A 20,153-nucleotide genomic window follows, 5' to 3' on the forward strand; every position below is an offset into this window, starting at 1 on the left:
GGGGCTTGCTGAAGCCTGAACCTGTTAATAATTCCTCACCCGCAAGGGCGGTGAAGCCCGGATATCATCGTCCAAAACCCAATGTTTTCACGGCAGAAACGTAGCTTCGGTCCTTGCGGGCCCCTCCCCCCCTCCTATATGAGCCTCAATCATCGCAATATCGCGGATGTTTGATCTTAGGGGGTTTCGGTCGGGTGCCTTCTGGGCCCAGCCAACCTGCCGCAAAAACAAGGATATCAGGACCATGGGAAAGGTCATTGGGATCGACCTCGGCACCACGAATTCGTGCGTCGCCGTGATGGATGGCAAGAACGCCAAAGTCATCGAGAATTCCGAAGGCATGCGCACGACGCCTTCGATCGTCGCCGTGACGGACGACGGTGAGCGCCTCGTCGGCCAGCCGGCCAAGCGCCAGGCCGTCACCAATCCCGAGCGCACCTTCTTCGCAGTGAAGCGCCTCATCGGCCGCCGCTACGACGACCCGATGGTCGAGAAGGACAAGAAGCTCGTCCCCTACAAGATCGTGAAGGCTTCCAACGGCGACGCCTGGGTCGAGGCCGACGGCCAGACCTACTCGCCCTCGCAGGTCTCGGCGTTCATCTTGCAGAAGATGAAGGAGACCGCGGAAGCCCATCTCGGCCAGAAAGTCGATCAGGCCGTCATCACCGTTCCCGCCTACTTCAACGACGCCCAGCGCCAGGCGACCAAGGACGCCGGCAAGATCGCGGGCCTCGAAGTGCTGCGCATCATCAACGAGCCGACCGCGGCCGCGCTCGCCTATGGACTCGACAAGACCAAGACCGGCACGATCGCCGTGTACGATCTCGGCGGCGGCACGTTCGATATTTCGATCCTCGAGATCGGCGACGGCGTGTTCGAGGTTAAGTCGACGAACGGCGACACCTTCCTCGGCGGCGAAGACTTCGACATGCGCCTGGTCGGCTATCTCGCCGACGAATTCCAGAAGGAGCAGGGCATCAACCTGCGCAACGACAAGCTCGCCTTGCAGCGCCTGAAGGAAGCCGCTGAAAAGGCCAAGATCGAGCTGTCCTCGACGACGCAGACCGAGATCAACCTGCCCTTCATCACCGCGGACCAGACCGGCCCGAAGCATCTGACGATGAAGCTGACCCGCGCCAAGTTCGAAGCGCTGGTCGACGACCTCGTCCAGAAGACCGTCGAGCCCTGCCGCAAGGCGCTGAAGGACGCCGGCGTCACCGCCGGTGAGATCGGCGAAGTGGTTCTGGTCGGCGGCATGTCGCGCATGCCGAAGGTCCAGGAAGTCGTGAAGCAGCTGTTCGGCAAGGAGCCGCACAAGGGCGTCAATCCGGACGAAGTCGTGGCGATCGGCGCTGCGATCCAGGCCGGCGTGCTCCAGGGCGACGTCAAGGACGTGCTGCTGCTCGACGTCACCCCGCTGTCGCTGGGCATCGAGACGCTGGGCGGCGTGTTCACCCGCATCATCGACCGCAACACCACGATCCCGACCAAGAAGAGCCAGGTGTTCTCGACCGCCGAGGACAACCAGAACGCGGTCACCATCCGCGTCTTCCAGGGCGAGCGTGAAATGGCGGCCGACAACAAGATGCTCGGCCAGTTCGACCTGATGGGCATTCCGCCGGCTCCGCGCGGCATGCCGCAGATCGAGGTGACCTTCGACATCGACGCCAACGGCATCGTCAACGTCTCGGCCAAGGACAAGGCCACCGGCAAGGAGCAGCAGATCCGCATCCAGGCCTCCGGCGGCCTGTCGGAAGCCGACATCGAGAAGATGGTCAAGGACGCTGAGGCCAATGCCGAGGCCGACAAGAAGCGCCGCGAGGCCGTCACCGCCAAGAACGAGGCGGATGGTCTGGTGCATTCGACCGAGAAGGCTTTGGCCGAGCACGGTTCGAAGGTCGGCGAGACCGAGCGCCGCGCCATCGAGGATGCCGTCGGCGACCTCAAGGAAGCGCTGAAGGGCGACGATGCCGAGGCGATCAAGGCCAAGACCCAGACGCTGGCCCAGGCTTCGATGAAGCTCGGCGAGGCCATGTACAAGCAGCAGGCCGAGGCCGACGCCAAGAAGGACGCGGCCAAGGACGACGTCGTCGACGCGGAATTCACCGAAGTCGACGACGACAAGAACAACAAGAAGTCCGCCTGAACCCCAAGAGGGTCATGATGCGGACGGCTTGGACCCCACACGCTCTACCGGCCTCCTCCTTCGCGGGGGAGGCCGCCGTGTCGGGACGGACGGGCGGGTCGCCCGTTACGATCGATCAATTCCCAGCCGTTATGCTGAACGCCGCCACGCCGCCCTCTGCCGCCAAGCAGAAGGCTGCCTATATCGTCGTGTGGCGACGTCGTTTCGCTCCGACTTGAATCGCGATTGGATAGACCGAGTCCCACATGTCCACGTCCACCAAGCGCTGCTATTACGAAACCCTCGAAGTCGAGCGCGATGCCGACGAATCCGTCTTGAAATCGTCGTTCCGCAAGCTGGCGATGAAGTTCCATCCGGACCGCAATCCCGGGGACGACACCAGCGAAGTCAAGTTCAAGGAAATCAACGAGGCCTACGAGGTCCTCAAGGACAAGGACAAGCGCGCCGCCTATGACCGTTACGGCCATGCCGCCTTCGAGCAGGGCGGCGGCGGCGCCGGCTTCGGTGCGGGCTTTGCCTCTTCCTTCTCCGACATTTTCGAAGATCTGTTCGGCATGGCCGGGCAGCGCGGCCGCGGCGGCCGCGAGCGCGGCGCCGACTTGCGCTACAATATGGAAATCACGCTTGAGGAAGCCTTCGGCGGCAAGACCGCGCAGATCGAGATTCCGGTCTCGGTCACCTGCGAGGCCTGCTCGGGCATCGGCGCCAAGGCGGGAACCAAGCCGAAGACCTGTTCGAGCTGCGGCGGCGCCGGCCGCGTGCGGCAGTCGCAGGGCTTCTTCACGCTGGAGCGCACCTGTCCGGGCTGCCAGGGCCGCGGCCAGATGATCGAGGATGCCTGCCCGTCCTGCTCGGGCCAAGGCCGCGTGACCCGCGAGCGGAATCTTTCGGTCAACATTCCCCCGGGTGTCGAGGACGGCACAAGGATCAGGCTCGCCGGCGAGGGCGAGGCCGGGGTCCGCGGTGGTCCGCCCGGCGACCTCTATATCTTCCTGTCGCTGGCCCAGCACCAGTTCTTCCAGCGCGATGGCGCCGATCTGCATTGCCGTGTGCCGATCTCGATGGTGACGGCCGCGCTCGGCGGCGAATTCGAGGTGCCGACCATCGAGAAGAGCAAGGCCAAGGTGAAGGTGCCGGCCGGGACCCAGTCCAACCGCCGGTTCCGCATTGCATCAAAAGGCATGCCGGTGCTGCGGTCGCGCCAGATGGGCGACATGTATGTTCAGGTCGTGGTCGAGACTCCGCAGAACCTCACCAAGAAGCAGCAGGAATTGCTGGCCGAGTTCGAAAAGCTGTCAAGCGGCAACACCCAGCCGGAATCCGAGGGCTTCTTCGCCAAGGTCAAGGATTTCTTCGGTAATCGGGCGAGTTGACCCGGCTTGACCATACCGCTTTCGGCCTATACGTCTTTATGACCATTTTCTGACACGCGGTCCCGCGGTCCCGTCCGGTCCTGACATGCCATTGCCATCGTCCGCGCGTGCGTTGAAGAAGCCTCGTCTCGATGACGAGGTGCGCTTCCTCAGATCATGGATCGAAAAGCCCCTGCACATGGGCGCCGTGATGCCGTCGGGCAAGCTGCTGGCCCGGACCATGGCCCATTATGTCGATGTCGATTCAGACGCGCCCGTGGTCGAGCTCGGGCCTGGCACCGGCGCAATCACCTCAGCCCTGATCGAACGCGGCGTCGACCAGAAACGTCTCGTCCTCGTCGAATACAATCCCGGCTTCTGCGCGCTGCTGCGCGACCGCTATCCGCAGGCCAAAGTGGTGCAGGGCGACGCCTATCGCCTGCGTGACACGCTCTGGAACGTCCTGAGCGCGCCGGCCTCCGCAGTTGTCTCCGGCCTGCCGCTGGTGACGAAACCGATGCTGACGCGGCTGCGGCTGATCCGCGACGCCTTCACGGCGCTCGCGCCCGGCGCGCCCTTCGTCCAGTTCACCTATGCGGTGGTGCCGCCGATCCCGAAATCGCTGCCCGGCGTGTCCACAGAGGCGTCGGAACGGATCTGGATGAACCTTCCGCCGGCCCGCGTCTGGGTGTATCGCAAGGACTAATTCCGCCGGCTTGGTTCTTTGCGCGGCGGGCTCGTTTCGCCGAACGCATTGGATTGAATGTCAGCTCCCAAGATCCTGATCATTCCCGGCTCGCTGCGCACCGGCTCGCACAATGCGAAGCTGGCGGCCGTCATAGCCTATGAATTCGCCCGGGCCGGCGTCGACGTCACCCGCATCTCGCTCGCCGATTTTCCGCTGCCGATCTATGACGGCGATCTCCAGGCCAAGTCCGGCCTGCCCAAGCACGCGATCAACCTCAAGCGCATGATCGGCGCGCATCATGGCGTGCTGATCGTCTCGCCCGAATACAATGCCTCGGTGCCGCCGCTGCTCAAGAACGCGATCGACTGGGTCAGCCGCGTGCACGATCTGCACGAGGCGCGCGGCGATGTGTTTCGCAACCGCGCCTTCGCGCTCGCCGGCGCCTCGCAGAGCCGGCTCGGTGCGGCTCGCGCGCTGCAGGCGTTGCGGCTGATCCTGTCCTCCTGCCACGCCAATGTGATTGCCAGCCAGCTCACGCTCGCCTTTGCCGACCAGGCCTATGACGATATGGACAGGCTCAAGAACGAGGGTGATATCGCCGCGTTGAAGGAGCTGGTGGCGCAATTGATCGACATTTCCCAACGCATGATGTGAGGTGACATGACGCCAGCCGAGATCGCCCCAAAGGACCGCCTGATCGTCGCGCTCGATTTGCCCAGCGTCGATGCCGCGGAGGCGACGATCAACCGTCTCGGCGACAGCGTCAGCTTCTACAAGATTGGTTACCGACTCGCTTATGCCGGCGGATTGCCGCTGGTCGGCAAGCTCGCCGACCAGGGCAAGAAGGTCTTTCTCGATCTCAAGCTGCACGACATCGGCAACACCGTAATGCAAGGCGTCGAAAGCATCACCAGGCTTGGCGCCACATTCCTCACCGTGCACGCCTATCCGCAGACCATGAAGGGCGCGGTCGAAGGCCGCGGCAATTCCAGCCTGAAGATCCTCGCCGTCACGGTGCTGACCTCCTACAACGAGGACGATCTGCACGCGGCCGGCTATCGGCTCGGCGTCTCCGAGCTGGTCGAGGCCCGCGCGCAGCAGGCCCAGGTGCTTGGCATCGACGGACTGGTGTCCTCGCCTGAGGAGGTTGGGGCCTTGCGCAAGATCGTCGGGCACCAGATGCATCTCGTCACCCCCGGCATCCGGCCGGTCGGTTCGGCGACCGGCGACCAGAAGCGCATCATGACGCCGGGCCGCGCGATCGCGGCCGGCGCCGATTATCTCGTCGTCGGACGCCCGGTCGTCGAAGCCGCCGACCCGAAGGCGATTGCGGAAGCCATCCAGGCCGAGATCGCGCAAGCGCTCGGCTAATCAACAAACAAGGGAGAAGAACAATGGCAAAAGGCTACTGGATCGGGCGCGTCGATGTGAGCAGTGACGAGGGCTACAAGCCCTATGCCGTCGCCAATGGTCCGATCTTCAAGAAGTGGGGTGGCCGCTTCGTTGTCCGCGCCGGCAAGTTCACCACCGTCGAAGGCGCCAGCCGCACCCGCAACGTCGTGATCGAATTCCCGGACTACGAGACCGCGATCGCCTGCTACAATTCGCCGGAATACCAGGCCAACATCAAGGTGCGCCAGCCCCACTCGGTCGCCGACCTCATCATCATCGAGGGGTATGACGGCCCGCAGCCGTCTGACTCGTAGATTTCGACTGCGGCGCTCTCTTACCCTCCCCTGGAGGGGGAGGGTCGATCGCGCGCAGCGCGAGCGGGGTGGGGTGATCTCTCCACTCGGGCACTGTGCGCCGGGGGGGAGACCGTCACCCCACCCCGCTGTGCATTCCGCTTCGCTGCATGCCCAGCGCCCACGAGCGAGCTACGCTCGTCTCGGACCCCTCCAGGGGAGGGTAAGAGGCGGCGCGTCGCTGCGATCTAGGTAAATCCCCCTCGGTTGCCGGAACTGCGTCCCCCCGCTACAACGGCCGTGAGAGGATCACACCATGTCCGACATGCGCCTGATTGTTGCTGGAGCCGGTGGCCGGATGGGCCGCGCGCTGGTGCGGGCGATTGCCGAGAGCAAAGGCGCGGTGCTGGCCGGCGCGCTCGAGGCCCCCGGCTCGGAGCTGCTCGGCAAGGATGCCGGTGTGCTCGCAGGACTGCCGGCCAACGACATCAAGCTCTCCGCTGACCTCTGGGCGATGTCGAAGGAGGCCGACGGCATCCTCGACTTCACCGTTCCGGCGGCGACCATTGCCAATGTCGCGATCGCGGCACAGCGCGGGATCGTGCATGTCGTCGGCACGACCGGATTGTCCGGCTCCGACAACGCCGTGATCAAGAGCGTCACCAACCGCGCCGTCGTGGTGCAATCAGGCAATATGAGCCTCGGCGTCAATCTACTGGCCGCCGTGGTCAAGCGCGTCGCCAAGGCGCTCGACCAGAGTTTTGATATCGAGATCGTCGAGACCCATCACCGGATGAAGGTCGATGCGCCGTCCGGCACCGCGCTGATGCTGGGGCAGGCCGCAGCCAGCGGTCGCGGTGTCACCCTCGATGACCATTCCGAGCGCGGCCGTGACGGCATCACCGGCGCGCGCAGGCCGGGCAATATCGGCTTCGCCTCGTTACGCGGCGGCACCGTCGCCGGCGATCACAGCGTCACCTTCCTCGGCCCGTTCGAGCGCCTGACGCTGTCGCATCAGGCCGAGGACCGCATGCTGTTCGCGCATGGCGCGCTGAAGGCGGCGCTCTGGGCACACGGCAAGAAGCCCGGGCACTACTCCATGGCCGACGTGCTCGGCCTGTCCGACATCTAATCGAACTTAACGGAAAGCAGTCAATGAGCGAACGTCTTCTCGTGCTCGTGCGCCACGGCCAGAGCGAATGGAATCTGAAGAACCTGTTCACGGGTTGGAAGGACCCTGACCTCACCGAGCTCGGCGTCAAGGAAGCCACGGACGCCGGCCGCAAGCTGAAGGCGCAGGGCCTCGTGTTCGACGTCGCCTACACTTCGGTGCTCACGCGCGCGCAGCACACGCTCGATCTCATTCTCGGCGAGCTCGGCCAGGAGGGCCTGCCGACGACGAAGAACCTCGCGTTGAACGAGCGCGACTACGGCGATCTCTCCGGCCTCAACAAGGACGACGCGCGCAAGAAATGGGGTGAGGACCAGGTGCTGATCTGGCGCCGCTCCTACGACGTGCCGCCGCCCGGCGGCGAAAGCCTGAAGGACACCCTCGCGCGCGCGCTGCCGTATTACGTGCAGGAGATTCTGCCCGGCGTGCTCAACGGCAAGCGTACCCTCGTCGCCGCCCACGGCAATTCGCTGCGCGCGCTGATCATGGTGCTGGAAAAGCTCTCGCCCGAAGGCATCTTGAAGCGCGAGCTGGCGACGGGTGTGCCGATCATCTACCGCCTTAACGCGGATTCGACCGTGGCCTCGAAGCTCGATCTGGCGGATTAAGGACGGTCCCGTAGGGTGGGCAAAGGCGCACAGCGCGTGCCCACGATCTTTCCATGATAGCTGACGTAAGGTGGGCACGCTTCGCTTTGCCCACCCTACGGCAGTGTGCTTGCGGTGCCTACTGCATCCCCAGCTGTCCGGCCTCCCAGCCGAGCATCGCCTGCTTGCGGGTGATGCCCCAGTGATAGCCGGTGAGCGTGCCGCTCTTGCCGAGCGCGCGGTGGCAGGGCACGACGAACGAGACCGGGTTCTTGCCGACCGCCGCGCCGACGGCGCGTGAGGCCTTCGGGCTGTTGATGTTGCAGGCGATGTCGGAATAGGACACCGCGCGTCCCATCGGGATCTTCAAGAGCGTCTCCCATACCCGCACCTCGAAATCGGTGCCGATCATCACCACGCGCAGCGGCTGGTCCGGCCGCCACAGCTTCGTATCGAAGATGCGTGCGGCGAGCGGCGCGGTGCCTTCGTGATCCTCGACATAGGTGGCGTTCGGCCAGCGCCGGGTCATGTCAGCGAGCGCAACCTTCTCCTCGCCGTGATCGGCGAAGGCAAGCCCCGACAGGCCGCGGTCGGTCGCGATCACGATCGCGGTGCCGAACGGTGAGGGGTGAAAGCCGTAACGCAGGGTCAGGCCGGCGCCGCCGTTCTTCCATTCGCCCGGCGACATGGCTTCGTGGGTCACGAAGAGATCGTGCAGCCGTCCCGGGCCTGACAGCCCGGAGTCGAGCGCGGCGTCGAGAATGCTCGCGGAATCGCGCAAGAGGCCTTTGGCGTGATCGAGCGTCAGCGCTTGCATGAAAGCCTTCGGCGTGATCGAGGCCCAGCGGCGGAACAGATGGTGCAGCTCATCCGGCGTGACCCCGGCCGCATCCGCCATCGCCTCGATGGTCGGCTGCGCGCGCCAGTTCTCCGAGATGAAGGCGATCGCCCGGCGTACCGAATCATAGTCGCGCAGCGCGGCGTTCTGGGTGCCCGGCCTGGCCAGGCGCTGGTCATGTATGGCGAGTGTCATCATGACTGGAAATGTAGGAGAGGGACGGGTGGGAAACCACCCGATTTCTGACTGCGCTCAGGTCACCGGATTGTAGGTCGGGCCGCGCCGGGCGGCATTCAGGGCGCCGACCAAGGCATTGTAAAAACTCGCTTTTTCCTCCGGCCCGAGAAAGCCGGCAATGAGAATCCGGCGGCCGCGCGAGATCAGATAGAGGTGCTCGATGCCGTATTCCTCGTCGACCTCCTGGTCGATCCGGACCCAGAGCGGATTGAATGTCCATTCCGAGACCTGGCCGCGATGGCTGACGCGGCGCACGCGCAGCTCCGACGGCGTGACCACGATCTCCTCGCTGGCCCGCGCCGCGCGGAAATTGGCCTTGAAGGCCCACCAGATCACGAGAACGTCGAGGCCGAAGAAACCGAACACCGGCCAGGCACCCATCATCAGGAAGGCGAGGCCCGTGACGAAGCTGACCACGCTCAGGAACAGCATCACGGCGAGGAAGCCGGTGCGGTTCAGCGAGCGGTGCGGCGTCAGCCGCGCGGAGAAGATCTGCGCGTCGCGCGGATCAGGATCGCTGCCGTCAATTTCGTTGCCTGTGCTCATCGTCCCTCAGTATATCCCGATCATGGCGAAAATCACCCGCAAGCCGGCTCCGCGCAAAGCGCCGGTGCCGAAGAAGAAGGCAAAGGCGGTCGTCGCAAAGCCGAACGCGCCCGCCAAAAAGACGCTCAAGGCGATCAAGCGCTGGACGCCGGCCGAGGTCCATGAGGTCTTCAGCCGTTTCCGCAAGGCCAATCCGGAGCCGAAGGGCGAGCTCGAGCACGTCAATCCGTTCACGCTGCTGGTCGCCGTGGTGCTGTCGGCACAGGCAACCGATGCCGGCGTCAACAAGGCGACGCGCGCCTTGTTCGAGGTCGCCGACACTCCGCAGAAGATGCTCGATCTCGGCGAGGAGTCTTTACGCGAGTACATCAAGACGATCGGCCTCTACCGCACCAAGGCCAGGAACGTGATCGCGCTGTCGGCCAAGGTGCTCAGCGAGTTCGGCGGCGAGGTGCCGCGCACGCGCGCCGGGATCGAATCGTTGCCCGGCGCCGGCCGCAAGACCGCCAACGTCGTGCTCAACATGGCCTTCGGCGAGCACACCATGGCGGTCGACACGCATGTCTTCCGCGTCGGCAATCGCACGGCACTTGCGCCCGGCAAGACGCCGCTGGAGGTCGAGCTTGGTCTCGAAAAGGTGATCCCGGCCGAGTTCATGCTGCATGCCCATCATTGGCTGATCCTCCATGGGCGCTATACTTGCCTCGCGCGCAAGCCGCGCTGCGAGGTCTGTCTGATCAACGATCTGTGCCGGTGGCCGGAGAAGACGGTGTGATGGCGGTGAGAGCAGAGCGTCTTGGGGTAAAATCGTGAGTCAGCAGGAACAAGTCCCACCCCCGGCTGCCGCTGCAACGCCTGTCCCACCACCGAAGCCGACGCAGCGGCCAGCGACTTCGCTGTGGAGCCGGTTCGCGATCCCGCTATTCGCTGTGATCGTCGCGCTCGGCTTCGTCGCGCTGGCGACGCTGCGCTTCGACGAATGGGTCGGCAATGCCGTGATCCAGACCACGAATGATGCCTATGTGCGCGCCGAGCTAACACGGCTTTCGAGCCGCGTCTCGGGTGAAGTGCTGACCGTCGCCGTCACCGACTTCCAGCGGGTCAAGGCCGGTGATCTCCTGATCCAGATCGATCCCGCCGATTACGAAGCCCAGGTCGCGCAGTCCGAAGCTTCGGTCGCCGCCGCTCAGGCCGCGCTCGACAATCTGGCCAACCAGGTCGAGCTGCAATATGCGACGATCGCGCAGGCGCAGGCGGCGCGGCTTTCCGCGGAAGCCATGGAAGTCGAGGCACGGCAGGAGCAGGAGCGTCAGCAATCGCTGTCGCAGACCGAATCCGGCACGCGGCAGCGGCTCGAGCAGGCGGTGGCTGCTTACGCCAAGGCGCAGGCCGACGTGCGTGCGAGCCGCGCGGTGATCGCAGCCCAGCAGCACCAGCTCGAAGTCCTGCAAGGCACCCGGAAGCAGCGTGCCGCCGATGTCGCGGCGGCCAAGGCAACGCTGGCGGGTGCGAAGCTCAAGCTCGGCTACACCAGAATATCGGCGCCGTTCGACGGCGTCGTCGGCGAGCGCCAGGTGCAACCTGGCGACTACGTCAATATCGGCACCAACCTCATCAACGTGGTGCCGCTGCCGCAGGTCTATGTGATCGCGAATTACAAGGAGACCCAGCTCACTCATGTGCAGCCGGGCCAGCCGGTCGAGATCACCGTCGACAGCTTTCCGCGCGAGACGCTGCGCGGCAAGGTCGAGCGCATCGCGCCGGCGACGGGATCACAGGTCGCGCTGCTGCCGCCTGATAACGCCACCGGCAATTTCACCAAGGTCGTGCAGCGCATTCCCGTGCGGATTCAGCTCGACGACGGCCAGCCGCTGCTGGCGCGGCTGGTGCCGGGCATGTCGGTCGTCACCAGCATCGACACCAAGGCCGGCAATGGCGGAAAATGACGACACAGACCGCGGACCGCTCTCGCGCGGCGGCGTTGCGCCGCAGCCGCTGTTCGCCGTGGCGGCGGTGCTGCTCGGCTCCTTTCTCGCCAATTTCGACAGCCGCCTGACCACGGTTGGCCTGCCCGATTTGCGCGGCGCGTTCTCGCTCTCATTCGACGAGGGCGCCTGGCTCTCCACCGCCGGCATCGGCTCGCAGATCTTCATCGCGCCCGCAGTGGCATGGCTCGCGACCGTGTTCGGGCTGCGCCGCGTGCTCGGCATTCCGAGCCTGATCTATGCCGCCGTCTCGCTGATCGTTCCCTTCGTGCACGACTATCCGACGCTGCTCGCGCTCAGCGTCGTGCATGGCCTGCTGCTCGGCACCTTCGTGCCGGCGACGCTGATGATCGTGTTCCGCAATCTGCCGATCCGCTGGTGGCTGCCGGCGATCTCGATCTATTCGATCCGCGTCGGCTTCGCATTGGATACCTCGACCTCGCTGGTCGGCTTCTATGTCGACCATCTCGGCTGGCAATGGCTGTACTGGCAGAGCGTCGTGATCGCGCCGCTGATGGGCCTGATGGTCTATCTCGGCACGCCGAACGAGCCCGTGAACCGCGCGCTGCTGCGCGAGGCCGATTGGGGCGGCATGCTGCTGCTCGGCGCATCCGTTTCGATGATTTATGCCGGGCTTGATCAGGGCAATCGATTGGACTGGCTCGGCTCGGGGACGGTGATGGCGCTGCTCGCCAGTGGCGCGGTGCTGTTCGCAGGCTTCCTCCTCAACGAGTCGCTGGTGCGGCAGCCCTGGGCGCATGTGAACGTCTTGTTTTCGCGCAATATCGGATTGGGGCTGGTGCTGATCCTGCTCTACACGTTGACGAGCCTGTCCAACGCCTCGCTGGTGCCGAACTTCCTTGCCGCCATCGCGCTGCTCAGGCCGGAGCAGAGCGGCTTGCTGCTGCTCACCTATGGCGCATTGCCGATGTTCGTGCTGGTGCCGCTCTCGATCTGGCTGCTCAGGCATTTCGATACGCGCACCGTGATTGTCGTGGGTTTCGCCTGCTTCGCCGCCGCCAATCTCTGGGGCACGCAGCTCACCCATGACTGGGCGCGCGAGGACTTTGTCGGCATCGTGCTGCTCCAGGCGATCGGGCAGTCGCTGACCTTGCTGCCGCTGATCATCACGCTGCTGTCGAACTCCGATCCGAGCCGCGCCACCTCCTTTGCCGCCTATATCCAGATCATGCGGCTCGGCGGCGCCGAGATCGGCGTGGCGCTGATGGGGACATGGCTGCGGGTCCGCGAGCAGGTCCATTCCTTCTATCTCGGCCAGAACCTCGGCGTCGGCGACGTCGATGTGGTCCGCGTCCTGAAGCAGCTTGCCGATCACTTCGCTGCCCACGGCGCCGGGCTGGCGCAGCCGCGCGCGCTCGGCACGCTGGCGGGCATCGTGCAGCGCGAGGCCAATGTGCTCGCCTATGTCGACGGCTTCTGGCTGTGCTTCTGGCTCGCGATAGCCGCGCTCGGTGTCCTCGCACTGATCACTCGCGCCCCGCCCGGCCCGTTCACGCCGGCGCCGTTCGGCTTCGCCAAGACGGTGCTGCGGAAGTGCGGCGTGCAGGTGACGTGAAGCGCGTTACCGCATCTGCCGCGCCGGCTCGATCAGCTCGGGCCTCGGGCCCGACAGCCGCTTGTGCATGTGGACCATGAAGGCCATGCCGAAGATCGGCGTCGCCAGATTCACGATCGGGATCGAGACGAAGGCGGCGATGAAGAGGCCGGCAGTGAAGGTGGTGGCGGCATTGTCGCGCCGCATCGCCTTGGCCTCTTCCGGCGAGCGGAAGCGCATCGCGGCGAGCTCGAAATATTCGCGGCCGAGCAGCCAGGCGGCGGCGATGAAGAAGATCAGGAAGCCTGCGCCGGCGAAAAGCACCAGCGGCAACGCGATCAGATAGACCAGGATGGTCAGGAGCGCGGTCTTGATGCCCTCGAAAATGGCCTGGTTGAACGGCAGCGCGAGCCCCGGCTGCTCGGCGGGATAATGCTCGCGCTCGACGATGTCGGCGACGTCGTCGACGAACAGGCTCGCCACCAGCGAGGTGATCGCGGGCATCAGGAAGACGCCGCCGAACACGACGCCGAGGCCCGCCGCGATCGAGACGATCCAGGACAAGACCTCGAGAGAGGTGTGCCAGCCCGGCCCGAGCAGGCCTTCCAACCAGACCTCGCCATGGGTCGCAAACCAGCTGAGCAGCCGCTGCAAGCCGATCGCCAGCGCGGTGATCAGCACGAGCGCAAGCCCGATCGACCGCCACAGGATCGAGCGCATCGGCGGCGAGATCATTTGCGACAGCGCCTTCACGGCGGCATCCAGCATCGGAGGGGCCCTCTGAGGTAAACACTGCGCGAGAGGTAGACACCCAATGCGGCTTCGGCAAGGGAGGGCTTGCCGCGCTGCTGACGGCCGCAAACGCGGCGCGAGCCCTTGCTTACCCTCCCCACGGGCACTGTTCGACGCGGAGAGACCGTCACCCCACCCCGCTCGCGCTGCGCGCGATCGACCCTCCCCCTCCAGGGGAGGGTAAGAGCCGCCACGCTCTCCTAGAATAGCCTACTCGTGCCGGTGCCCATGCTTTCGCGCCTTCACCGCCTTGCCTTCGCCGGTCGGGATCATCATCACGCGGCCGTAGCGGACGCCGCGTTCGGCGATGATATGGTCGGCGAAATGCTTGACCTCATCCGCCGACCCCCGCAGCGCCGTCATCTCCATGCAATTGTTGTCGTCGAGATGGACGTGCAGCGTTGCCAGCGCGAGGTCGTGATGGCCGTGGAATTCCTGCACCAGGCGTTTTGACAGATCGCGGGCGGCGTGGTCGTAGACATAGACGAGACCGGCCACGCATTGGCCGGTCTGCGCGGTGTCCTCGGTGCTCTGCTGCAGGCCGGCGCGGGCGAGGTCGCGGATGATCTCGGAGCGGTTCTGGTAGCCGCGCGCTTCCGCCGCCGCGTCGATCTCCGCCAACAGATCGTCCTCGATCGTGATGGTAATTCGCTGCATCAGATATTCCCCGCGTGCCTCGCCTGTGTTCCGTGAACCGTAGCCCGGATGGAGCGAAGCGCAATCCGGGACGGTACCAATTTGCGGGCAAGACCCCCGGATTTCGCTTGCGCTCCATCCGGGCTACGCAGTGTCCTCACAGCCGCGTCGCCCGCAGCCGCAGCGCATTTCCGACCACGCTCACCGAGGACAGCGCCATCGCCGCCGCGGCGATGATCGGCGAGAGCAACACGCCGAAGGCGGGATAGAGGATGCCGGCCGCGATCGGAATGCCGGCGGCGTTGTAGATGAAGGCGAAAAACAGGTTTTGCCGGATGTTGCTCATCGTCGCCTGCGACAGCTTTCGCGCCCGGACGATGCCGACGAGGTCGCCCTTGAGCAGGGTCACGCCGGCGCTCTCCATCGCCACATCCGTGCCGGTGCCCATGGCGATGCCGACTTCCGCGGCGGCCAGCGCCGGCGCGTCGTTGACGCCGTCACCGGCCATCGCGACGCTGCGGCCGGCCTTTTGCAGTTTCGTCACCACCGCGCTCTTCTGATCCGGCAGCACCTCGGCCTCGACTTCGGCGATGCCGAGCCGGCGCGCCACCGCTTCCGCCGTGGTGCGGTTGTCGCCCGTCAGCATGATGACCTTAATACCTTCGGCAGCTAACGCCTTCAGCGCCTCCGGGGTCGAGGCCTTGACCGGATCGGCGATCGCGAACAGGCCGGCGAGCCGGCCGTCGACGGCCATGTTGATCACCGTGGCGCCGTCGCCGCGCAGCCGCTCGGCCTCGGCGTCGAGCGTTTTGGTGTCGATCCCGATCGACGTCAGATACCTGGCATTGCCGAGCACGATGGTCTTGCCGTCGACCTTGCCGGTGGCGCCCTTGCCGGTCGGCGAGTCGAAGTGCTCGACCTGGCCGAGGGCCAGCTGCTTCTCCTTGGCCGCGCGCACGATGGCATCAGCCAAAGGATGCTCGCTGGCGCGCTCGATGCTGGCGGCAAGCTTGACGATATCATCCTCCGCAAAGCCTGACGCCGGCACGATCGCGACCACCTTGGGCTTGCCCTCGGTCAGCGTGCCCGTCTTGTCGACCACCAGCGTGTCGATCTTCTCCATCCGCTCCAGCGCCTCGGCGTTCTTGATCAGCACGCCGCCTTGCGCACCGCGGCCGACGCCGACCATGATCGACATCGGGGTTGCGAGGCCCAGCGCGCAGGGGCAGGCGATGATCAGCACGCTGACGGCGGCGACGAGACCGAAGGCCAGCCGCGGTTCCGGACCAAACCAGGCCCAGGCGCCGAAGGCGGCGAGGGCGACGACGATCACCATCGGCACGAACCAGCCCGCGACCTGATCGGCCAGCCGCTGGATCGGCGCGCGCGAGCGCTGCGCGTCTGCGACCATCTGCACGATCTGCGACAGCAGCGTCTCGCGGCCGACCTTGTCGGCGCGCATGATGAAGCTGCCCGACTGGTTCAGCGTGCCGGCGATCACCTTCGCGCCGGTTTCCTTGGTGACGGGCATGGATTCGCCCGTGACGAGCGATTCGTCGAGCGAGGAGCGGCCCTCGAGGATCACGCCGTCGACCGGCACCTTTTCGCCCGGACGGACGCGCAGATGTTCGCCGGCATGGAGCGCGTCGATTTCGACCTCGTGCTCGCTGCCGTCGTCATCGACGCGGCGCGCGGTCTTCGGCGCGAGCTGAAGCAGCGCCTTGATCGCGCCGGAGGTTGCGTCACGGGCCCGCAGCTCCAGCACCTGGCCGAGCAGCACCAGCACGGTGATGACGGCAGCCGCTTCGAAATAGACGGCGACCGCACCCTCATGGCCGCGGAACGTCGCAGGGAAGATCTGCGGCACGACGGTGCCGATGATGCTGTAGACATAGGCAACCCCGGTGCCCATCGCGATCAGCGTGAACATGTTGAGGTTGCGCGTCAGCAGCGACTGCCAGCCGCGAACGAAGAACGGCCAGCCGGCCCACAGCACGACCGGGGTGGCGAAGGCGAGCTGGATCCAGTTCGACAGCGTCTGATCGATCCAGTTGTGCGGGCCCGCGAGATGACCGCCCATCTCCAGCACCACGGCCGGCAGTGCCAGCGCGCCGCCGATCCAGAACCGCCGCGTCATGTCGGCGAGCTCGGGGTTGGGGCCGGTTTCCAAGCTTGCCACTTCCGGCTCCAGCGCCATACCGCAGATCGGACAGCTTCCGGGTCCGATCTGGCGGATCTCCGGATGCATCGGGCAGGTGTAGATCGTGCCAGCTGGCATCTCCGGCTCGGGCGCCTTGTCCTTGGCGAGATATTTGGCGGGATCGGCGGCGAACTTGGTGCGGCAGCCGGCCGAGCAGAAATGGAAGGTCTGTCCGTGATGGTCGAAGCGGTGCTTCGAGGTCGCGGGATCGACCGTCATGCCGCAGACGGGATCGTGCACCTTGCTGACCGCATCGCCATGGTCATGCGCGTGATGATGGTCGTGGCCGGCATGATCGCCGTGCCCGCCGCAGCAGGAGGCCGCCGGCTTGGTCGCTTCCGTCTTGGCCGCTTCCGTCTTGCCGGAACAACCGCATCCGGAATGTCCGTCCGCGCCCTGATGATGCCTGTGTTCGTTCATTGCCTTGCTCCGGCCTTGTACCCAGGGTCTTGCAACCCGTACCCGGTAGGGGTATATAGGCCTCATGCGCAAGGACATCAAGGCATCTATCGGAAAACGCCTCGGCCGGATCGAGGGCCAGGTTCGCGGCCTCTCGAAAATGGTAGAGGAGGACCGCTACTGCATCGACATCGTGACGCAGATCTCGGCGGTGCGAGCCGCACTGCGCCGGGTCGAGGAGGAGGTCCTGAAGGACCACGTCGCCCATTGCGTCGAGCACGCGATCGCGAGCGGCGACAAGGCCGACCAACGCGAGAAGATCGCAGAGCTGATGGCGGTGATCGGGCGGGCGGAGCGGTAGGTCTTTACTCCCGTCATTGCGAGCGAAGCAATCCAGACTGTCCCCGAGGAAGTAGTCTGGATTGCTTCGTGGCAAGAGCTCCTTGCAATAACGGTCGTTGAGGTGCTCGCGCCACACTCACAGGCGTCGTCCCCGCGAACGCAAGGACCCATAACCCCAGGAAAGGGTTTGACGAAGACTGGGAGTTCGGGATTTCTACCGTGCGCAGCCGATAGATCACGCGGTATGGGTCCCTGCTTTCGCAGGGACGACAGCCGTTACGCCGCCCTCTCGCGCACCCGGCCACGGCGCCTCGGGCGGTACATCGCCAGCTTCTTCAGCAGCGGGACATGCCCGGGAACGCGTTCAGACGTCCCCGCAAGGCACTCACTCATTTGCGCAGCCGGAATTTCAGCCGGCGCTTCTTGGTCAACCGCCTCAGGAACGAGCGGCGGCGCACTGATCGTTTCTGGAAACACACTGAATGTGCCCGCTACCTCCTCGAGCGGCTTCTGCTTGTCGGCCCAGTGCAGGGCGGTGTAGTCGAACCCGTGCACGATGGTGGGTTTGACGACTTCGAAATAGGGCGAGATGTCGAAGTCGCGGGGCATGTAGAGCGAGGAATCGCGGATGTGCAGGATCTCGCGGCGGGCGGCGCGGCTGCCGGCCTTGGTGATCTTGGGCAGGATCGGATAGCGCACCGCGTCGAACGCCTGTGCGATCAGCGCCGAGCAGATGATCTTGGTCGGATCGCCCGAGCCGATCGCGATCATGCGTCGCCGCCAGCGCTGCGGCACCGGCAACGGGAACAGAAAGCGCATGAGGTCGACGATGTTCTTGGTGTCGTAGCCGAAGCCGATGCGGTTGATCGCATAGCGGCAGACGGTGGTGCGGTCCTCGTAGGACAGCCCGACCGGGCGGCAGAGGCGGGTGTGATAGGGGAAATATTTCGACAGCGGCGCAGAGGTGACGCCTTCGCCGATATTGGCCTCGATCAGCACATGCGGTTCGCCGTCGGGCTCCGTGGCGCCCTCGACCGGGCCGACATAGAGCGCGGCATGCGACCAGGTCGACTGCGTCAGATATTTGATGATGCCGGAGATGCGGTTGTTGCCCTCGACCAGCAGCACGTCGCCTGGCTCGATCACGCCGCGCAGGTGCTCCGGGTCGCTCGGCGTGAACGGCTCGTAGCCCGGCACCTCCTTGGAGAGGTACGCGGCAATCAGCTTGCCGACTGAATCTAGGACCGTCCCCATTTCCAACTCCCCCCACGACCTTTTGCGGCCGTCTTTTTCCCTTCTCTATCATGGTCGGAACGTGTTGCAATTCGGTTCATCACTCCGTGACATCAAGCACGATTGATTCACCATGATGGTTGCCGTGCAACATCAGATGCGGCAAGGTTCGCTGACTGTTCCCGTTCGCCGCAAGTCCTCGGAAACCATGACATGACAATCACGCGCCGCGGTTTCCTTGTCGCGTCGGCGGGCCTTGCAGCAATGCCGGTCCTGCGCGCAACCGCCGCGCCCCTGCCGCGCGAGGCCGACATCGTCGTGATCGGTGCGGGAGCCGCGGGAATCGCTGCGGCGCGGCGCATCATGGCAACGGGCCGCAAGGTCGTCGTGATGGAAGCGGCATCGCAGATCGGCGGCCGCTGTATCACCGACAGCACAACCTTCGAGGTGCCGTTCGACCGCGGCGCACGCTGGATGCACAATCCCGACACCAATCCGATGATCCGGCTGGCGCGCAGTGTCGGGCTGGACGTGCTGCCGGCGCCATCGGGCCAGAAGATGCGCATCGGCCGCCGTAACGCGCGCGCGGGCGAGACCGAGCAATTCCTGGCGGCGCTGGTGCGCGCCAACCGCGCCATCGACGATGCCTCGCGGGCTAAGCTGGATACCTCTTGCGCCTCCGTGCTGCCGAAGGATCTCGGCGACTGGGCCGGCGCGGCCGAATTCATGCTGGGCGCGGGCTTTGCCGGCAAGGACCTGAAGGAGCTGTCGGCGATCGACAAGGGACGCGCGCAGGATCGCAACGCGGCGATCGCCTGCCGTCAGGGTCTGGGCACGCTGATCACCAAACTCGGGGAGCAGGCGCCGGTGGCGCTGTCGACGCCGGCGAGCCGCATCAGCTGGAGCAACCGCGACGTCAGCGTCGAGACGCCAGCCGGCAAGATCGCCGCGCGCGCCGTCATCGTCACGGTCTCGACCAACGTGCTGACATCGGGCGTGATCAAGTTCACGCCCGACATTCCCAAACGCACGCTGGACGCGGCGTCGAAGCTCGGCCTCGGCAGCTATGATCGCATCGTGCTGCAATTGCCGGGCAATCCGCTCGGCCTATCGCGCGACGATAGCCTCATCGAGCAAAGCAATTCGACACGCACCGCGCTGATGTTCGCCAATATCGGCGGCTCTTCGCTGTGCTCGATTGACGTTGGCGGCGCGTTTGGCCGCGATCTCTCCGAGCAGGGTGAGAAGGCGATGGTCGCCTTCGCCAGGGAATGGATCACGAAATTGTTCGGTAGCGAGGCTGCGGCTACCGTCGGGAAGACCAGCGCTACGCGCTGGAACGCCTCGCCCTACGTCCTGGGTGCGATGTCGGCGGCTTCCCCCGGCGGTCAGCTCTCGCGAAAAATTCTGAGCGAGCCGATCGGCAATGTGTTCCTCGCCGGCGAAGCCACGCATGAGACGCTGTGGGGCACCGTCGACGGCGCCTGGGAAAGCGGCGAGCGCGCCGCGGACGCAGCCTTGCGCAAGATCGGTGCGCTCAAGGACGATTCGGCGGATGTGCCGACGCAGTCGACGAAGAAGCGGCGGGCGCCAAGGTAGTAAGGCAGTCAAGCCGCCAAACACTCCGCCGTCGTCCCTGCGAACGCAGGGACCCATAACCACAGGGAGACATTTGACGAAGCCTCGCAGTTGAGAGATCGTCGTCGGGACTGTCACTTGTGTCTTATCGATAGATCACGCGGTATGGGTCCCTGCGTTCGC

General features: G+C 65.3%; 19 protein-coding genes. 13 read left to right on the forward strand and 6 right to left on the reverse strand.

Going from position 1 to position 20,153, the window contains the following annotated elements:
- Positions 1-244: 244 nt before the first annotated feature.
- The 8 genes from dnaK (at position 245) to GGD66_RS26555 (ending at position 7,650) form a co-directional block, all read left to right on the forward strand.
- The gene (gene dnaK / locus GGD66_RS26520) at positions 245-2,146 is read left to right on the forward strand and encodes a molecular chaperone DnaK (RefSeq protein ID WP_092251376.1); all 1,902 of its coding nucleotides are present in this window, start codon (positions 245-247) and stop codon (positions 2,144-2,146) included.
- Between the two features lie 245 nt (positions 2,147-2,391).
- The gene (gene dnaJ, locus GGD66_RS26525) at positions 2,392-3,519 is read left to right on the forward strand and encodes a molecular chaperone DnaJ (RefSeq protein WP_018323497.1); all 1,128 of its coding nucleotides are present in this window, start codon (positions 2,392-2,394) and stop codon (positions 3,517-3,519) included.
- 85 nt (positions 3,520-3,604) lie between these two features.
- A complete protein-coding gene (locus tag GGD66_RS26530) occupies positions 3,605-4,204 on the forward strand; it encodes a class I SAM-dependent methyltransferase (RefSeq protein ID WP_018323496.1) in 600 nt (199 codons plus the stop codon).
- Between the two features lie 57 nt (positions 4,205-4,261).
- A complete protein-coding gene (locus GGD66_RS26535; RefSeq protein ID WP_183259460.1) occupies positions 4,262-4,840 on the forward strand; it encodes an NADPH-dependent FMN reductase in 579 nt (192 codons plus the stop codon).
- Positions 4,841-4,846: 6 nt separating this feature from the next.
- On the forward strand, positions 4,847-5,557 hold the full coding sequence (pyrF, locus tag GGD66_RS26540) for an orotidine-5'-phosphate decarboxylase (RefSeq protein WP_183259461.1): 711 nt from the start codon (positions 4,847-4,849) through the stop codon (positions 5,555-5,557).
- A 23-nt stretch (positions 5,558-5,580) separates the two neighbouring features.
- Positions 5,581-5,892, forward strand: a complete 312-nt coding sequence (locus tag GGD66_RS26545; RefSeq protein ID WP_092251380.1) for a DUF1330 domain-containing protein — start codon at positions 5,581-5,583, stop codon at positions 5,890-5,892.
- A gap of 295 nt (positions 5,893-6,187) precedes the next feature.
- Positions 6,188-7,003 carry a 4-hydroxy-tetrahydrodipicolinate reductase gene (gene dapB, locus GGD66_RS26550; protein WP_026202940.1) on the forward strand — a complete coding sequence of 272 codons (816 nt, stop codon included), beginning with the start codon at positions 6,188-6,190 and terminating at the stop codon, positions 7,001-7,003.
- A 23-nt stretch (positions 7,004-7,026) separates the two neighbouring features.
- Positions 7,027-7,650: a 2,3-bisphosphoglycerate-dependent phosphoglycerate mutase gene (locus GGD66_RS26555; protein WP_183259462.1), complete on the forward strand. Its 624-nt coding sequence runs from the start codon at positions 7,027-7,029 to the stop codon at positions 7,648-7,650.
- Between the two features lie 118 nt (positions 7,651-7,768).
- Here GGD66_RS26555 and GGD66_RS26560 read toward each other — a convergent pair whose 3' ends face one another.
- Positions 7,769-8,665, reverse strand: coding sequence for a bifunctional helix-turn-helix domain-containing protein/methylated-DNA--[protein]-cysteine S-methyltransferase (locus GGD66_RS26560; RefSeq protein WP_018323490.1), 897 nt, complete (start codon positions 8,663-8,665; stop codon positions 7,769-7,771).
- Positions 8,666-8,719: 54 nt separating this feature from the next.
- A complete protein-coding gene (locus GGD66_RS26565; RefSeq protein WP_183259463.1) occupies positions 8,720-9,250 on the reverse strand; it encodes a DUF2244 domain-containing protein in 531 nt (176 codons plus the stop codon).
- Between the two features lie 22 nt (positions 9,251-9,272).
- Here GGD66_RS26565 and nth point away from each other — a divergent pair, with 22 nt between their 5' ends.
- Genes nth through GGD66_RS26580 form a run of 3 tightly spaced genes read left to right on the forward strand, consistent with a single transcriptional unit; the run spans position 9,273 to position 12,811 of the window.
- Positions 9,273-10,025, forward strand: a complete 753-nt coding sequence (nth, locus tag GGD66_RS26570; protein ID WP_183259464.1) for an endonuclease III — start codon at positions 9,273-9,275, stop codon at positions 10,023-10,025.
- A 34-nt stretch (positions 10,026-10,059) separates the two neighbouring features.
- Complete coding sequence (locus GGD66_RS26575; RefSeq protein WP_183259465.1) at positions 10,060-11,196, forward strand: HlyD family secretion protein; 1,137 nt, start codon at positions 10,060-10,062, stop codon at positions 11,194-11,196.
- The gene (locus tag GGD66_RS26580) at positions 11,183-12,811 is read left to right on the forward strand and encodes an MFS transporter (protein WP_183259466.1); all 1,629 of its coding nucleotides are present in this window, start codon (positions 11,183-11,185) and stop codon (positions 12,809-12,811) included. The genes GGD66_RS26575 and GGD66_RS26580 overlap by 14 nt, the downstream gene beginning before the upstream one ends.
- Positions 12,812-12,817: 6 nt before the next feature.
- On the opposite strand, the gene GGD66_RS26585 is transcribed toward GGD66_RS26580, so the two are convergent.
- From GGD66_RS26585 to GGD66_RS26595, 3 genes are all read right to left on the reverse strand, one after another.
- Positions 12,818-13,558 carry a sulfate transporter family protein gene (locus GGD66_RS26585; protein ID WP_183259467.1) on the reverse strand — a complete coding sequence of 247 codons (741 nt, stop codon included), beginning with the start codon at positions 13,556-13,558 and terminating at the stop codon, positions 12,818-12,820.
- 234 nt (positions 13,559-13,792) lie between these two features.
- A complete protein-coding gene (gene nikR, locus GGD66_RS26590; RefSeq protein ID WP_092251392.1) occupies positions 13,793-14,239 on the reverse strand; it encodes a nickel-responsive transcriptional regulator NikR in 447 nt (148 codons plus the stop codon).
- 136 nt (positions 14,240-14,375) lie between these two features.
- Positions 14,376-16,838 (reverse strand): heavy metal translocating P-type ATPase, encoded by a 2,463-nt coding sequence (locus tag GGD66_RS26595; protein ID WP_183259468.1) that lies wholly within the window; start codon positions 16,836-16,838, stop codon positions 14,376-14,378.
- Positions 16,839-16,902: 64 nt separating this feature from the next.
- On the opposite strand from GGD66_RS26595, the gene GGD66_RS26600 reads away from it, so the two are divergent.
- The gene (locus tag GGD66_RS26600; protein WP_183259469.1) at positions 16,903-17,178 is read left to right on the forward strand and encodes a metal-sensitive transcriptional regulator; all 276 of its coding nucleotides are present in this window, start codon (positions 16,903-16,905) and stop codon (positions 17,176-17,178) included.
- A gap of 257 nt (positions 17,179-17,435) precedes the next feature.
- On the opposite strand, the gene GGD66_RS26605 is transcribed toward GGD66_RS26600, so the two are convergent.
- A complete protein-coding gene (locus tag GGD66_RS26605; protein ID WP_183259470.1) occupies positions 17,436-18,413 on the reverse strand; it encodes a YiiX/YebB-like N1pC/P60 family cysteine hydrolase in 978 nt (325 codons plus the stop codon).
- A gap of 192 nt (positions 18,414-18,605) precedes the next feature.
- Between GGD66_RS26605 and GGD66_RS26610 the strand changes: the two genes are divergently transcribed.
- Positions 18,606-19,991: an NAD(P)/FAD-dependent oxidoreductase gene (locus GGD66_RS26610; protein ID WP_183259471.1), complete on the forward strand. Its 1,386-nt coding sequence runs from the start codon at positions 18,606-18,608 to the stop codon at positions 19,989-19,991.
- Positions 19,992-20,153 lie beyond the last annotated feature (162 nt).

Source organism: Bradyrhizobium sp. CIR48 (assembly GCF_014198315.1).
In the GTDB taxonomy this organism is placed as follows: Bacteria; Pseudomonadota; Alphaproteobacteria; order Rhizobiales; family Xanthobacteraceae; genus Bradyrhizobium.

What these genes read in the sequence shown, in the direction of transcription:
- GGD66_RS26555 (WP_183259462.1), top strand. Translation starts at nt 7,027, where the DNA reads ATGAGCGAACGTCTTCTCGTGCTCGTGCGCCACGGCCAGAGCGAATGG.
- pyrF (WP_183259461.1), top strand. Translation starts at nt 4,847, where the DNA reads ATGACGCCAGCCGAGATCGCCCCAAAGGACCGCCTGATCGTCGCGCTC.
- GGD66_RS26600 (WP_183259469.1), top strand. Translation starts at nt 16,903, where the DNA reads ATGCGCAAGGACATCAAGGCATCTATCGGAAAACGCCTCGGCCGGATC.
- GGD66_RS26610 (WP_183259471.1), top strand. Translation starts at nt 18,606, where the DNA reads ATGACAATCACGCGCCGCGGTTTCCTTGTCGCGTCGGCGGGCCTTGCA.
- dnaJ (WP_018323497.1), top strand. Translation starts at nt 2,392, where the DNA reads ATGTCCACGTCCACCAAGCGCTGCTATTACGAAACCCTCGAAGTCGAG.
- GGD66_RS26565 (WP_183259463.1), bottom strand. Translation starts at nt 9,250, where the DNA reads ATGAGCACAGGCAACGAAATTGACGGCAGCGATCCTGATCCGCGCGAC.
- GGD66_RS26580 (WP_183259466.1), top strand. Translation starts at nt 11,183, where the DNA reads ATGGCGGAAAATGACGACACAGACCGCGGACCGCTCTCGCGCGGCGGC.
- GGD66_RS26560 (WP_018323490.1), bottom strand. Translation starts at nt 8,665, where the DNA reads ATGATGACACTCGCCATACATGACCAGCGCCTGGCCAGGCCGGGCACC.
- GGD66_RS26545 (WP_092251380.1), top strand. Translation starts at nt 5,581, where the DNA reads ATGGCAAAAGGCTACTGGATCGGGCGCGTCGATGTGAGCAGTGACGAG.
- GGD66_RS26595 (WP_183259468.1), bottom strand. Translation starts at nt 16,838, where the DNA reads ATGAACGAACACAGGCATCATCAGGGCGCGGACGGACATTCCGGATGC.
- dapB (WP_026202940.1), top strand. Translation starts at nt 6,188, where the DNA reads ATGTCCGACATGCGCCTGATTGTTGCTGGAGCCGGTGGCCGGATGGGC.
- GGD66_RS26535 (WP_183259460.1), top strand. Translation starts at nt 4,262, where the DNA reads ATGTCAGCTCCCAAGATCCTGATCATTCCCGGCTCGCTGCGCACCGGC.
- nikR (WP_092251392.1), bottom strand. Translation starts at nt 14,239, where the DNA reads ATGCAGCGAATTACCATCACGATCGAGGACGATCTGTTGGCGGAGATC.
- GGD66_RS26530 (WP_018323496.1), top strand. Translation starts at nt 3,605, where the DNA reads ATGCCATTGCCATCGTCCGCGCGTGCGTTGAAGAAGCCTCGTCTCGAT.
- nth (WP_183259464.1), top strand. Translation starts at nt 9,273, where the DNA reads ATGGCGAAAATCACCCGCAAGCCGGCTCCGCGCAAAGCGCCGGTGCCG.
- dnaK (WP_092251376.1), top strand. Translation starts at nt 245, where the DNA reads ATGGGAAAGGTCATTGGGATCGACCTCGGCACCACGAATTCGTGCGTC.
- GGD66_RS26585 (WP_183259467.1), bottom strand. Translation starts at nt 13,558, where the DNA reads ATGCTGGATGCCGCCGTGAAGGCGCTGTCGCAAATGATCTCGCCGCCG.
- GGD66_RS26605 (WP_183259470.1), bottom strand. Translation starts at nt 18,413, where the DNA reads ATGGGGACGGTCCTAGATTCAGTCGGCAAGCTGATTGCCGCGTACCTC.